Genomic DNA, 1744 nt, shown 5'->3' on the forward strand with positions numbered 1-1744 from the left:
CGCGCCGCCGTCGAGGCGGGCCGCGCCGCCCGCTCGGCCCTCGCCACGGCCCGGGAAACCGTGCGCCAGGCCCGCCGGGACGCCTGGCGCGCACTGGCCGGTGGCGCGAGCGGCGCGCGGTCCGGGGAACCGGTGGAGGCCCCTGCGCGTACTCTGGGTAGTACAACGACTGTCCCCAGCGCGGCGCAGGCATCCGAGAGCGCCCCGCTCGGCGAGAAACTCGTCAAGCGGGTGTGAGCCGGAGCGGCACCCCGGGGGCCACCCGTATTTCGTGGGCGGCGTGTCACCGCGCCCGCCCCGCACCGAGGAGAAGAACCACTGGGCAAGCGACAGCCCGAAGGCCCGCCGCCCGCACCGGCAGTGCAGCGCATCCGCCTGCGCTACACCAAGCGCGGCCGCCTCCGGTTCACCAGCCACCGCGACTTCCAGCGGGCCTTCGAGCGGGCACTGCGCCGCTCCGAGGTACCGATGGCGTATTCGGCGGGCTTCACCCCGCACCCCAAGGTCAGCTACGCCAATGCCGCACCCACCGGCACGGGCAGTGAGGCCGAGTTCCTGGAGATCGCCCTCACCGAGGCACGTGACCCCGACGTCCTGCGCGCCCTGCTCGACGAGTCGCTGCCGGACGGCCTCGACATCGTCGACGCGGTGGAGGCCCGCACCTCGGGCCTGGCCGAACGGCTCACCGCGTCCGTCTGGGAGATGCGCCTGGACGGCGTCGACCCCGAGGACGTCCGCACGGCCGTGGCCGCGTTCAACGACGCCGGGAGCGTCGAGGTCCAGCGCAAGGCGAAGAACGGCATCCGGACCTTCGACGCCCGTGCAGCCGTCGCCGATCTGCGGGTCGTCGACGCCCCGGCCGATAGGCCGGGCGAGCGGCCCTGTGCGATACTGCGCCTGGTTGTGCGGCACGTGACACCTGCCGTGCGACCCGACGACGTCCTGTCCGGTCTCCGAGCTGTGGCCGACCTGGCGCCGCCCGTCCCCGCTGCGGTGACGAGGCTGGCGCAGGGGCTCTTCGACGAGGAGTCCGGCACGGTGACCGACCCGCTCGCGCCCGACCGCGAGGCCGCCCCGACCGCACATCCCGCGGTCGCCGGGGCAGCCGTCGCGACGGCGCCGGAAGGTGCAGGTTCCGCGTAAGGCGGTCGTTGTAGCGCAGCCCTCCGACTCGGGAGCCACCTGGGTCGGGCCGCGCACTGACCCACAAGACTTTCGCCAGGCCGTACGCACACCGCATACGGAACCGGCGAGCCAGACATCAGCTCCCGTGCGGCGCCCGCGCCCCGGACGGCGGTATCGCACCACTGCGGACCGAGCCGGACCGGAATCAGACGCGGCGCCCGGGAGCACGACGGGAGAACCGCCCGCATGCCTCAGCCGAACGAACCCGGCACGACCGGGAACAACGACGAGAACACCCCCGGGGACAAGCTGCCGCCGCGCCGCAGGCGCCGCGCCGCCTCCCGCCCGGCGGGCCCGCCGGGCGCTGCCGTGACGCCCGTCGAGGACGTCACGTCGGCCATACCGGCCGCCGAGTCCGCCGCCCCGGCCCCGGACGACACACCCGAGGAAACGGTCACCGAGACCGCCCCTCCCGCCCGTACGCGCCGCCGCGCCGTGCGCAAGGCCACCGCCCCCGCCGGCGCCCCGGCGCCGGCGGAGAGCACCGAGGCCGTCGAGACCGCGGCCCCGGCCGCCGCCGAGTCCGTCGCGGAGCCCGTCGTGGAGGAGGAGTCCGCCG

The 1744-nt window shown here is 75.5% G+C and carries 1 protein-coding gene and 2 pseudogenes; all 3 read left to right on the top strand.

The features are described 5' to 3' along the window. Positions 1 to 237 (top strand): annotated as a pseudogene (locus CIB93_RS36905) (hypothetical protein); the annotation flags it as partial. Between the two features lie 123 nt (positions 238 to 360). Continuing rightward, positions 361 to 1143: a TIGR03936 family radical SAM-associated protein gene (locus tag CIB93_RS36910; RefSeq protein WP_096633123.1), complete on the top strand. Its 783-nt coding sequence runs from the start codon at positions 361 to 363 to the stop codon at positions 1141 to 1143. Between the two features lie 228 nt (positions 1144 to 1371). After that, positions 1372 to 1744 (top strand): annotated as a pseudogene (locus CIB93_RS36915) (hypothetical protein); the annotation flags it as partial.

It is taken from the genome of Streptomyces sp. WZ.A104 (assembly GCF_002382885.1).
In the GTDB taxonomy this organism is placed as follows: Bacteria; Actinomycetota; Actinomycetes; order Streptomycetales; family Streptomycetaceae; genus Streptomyces.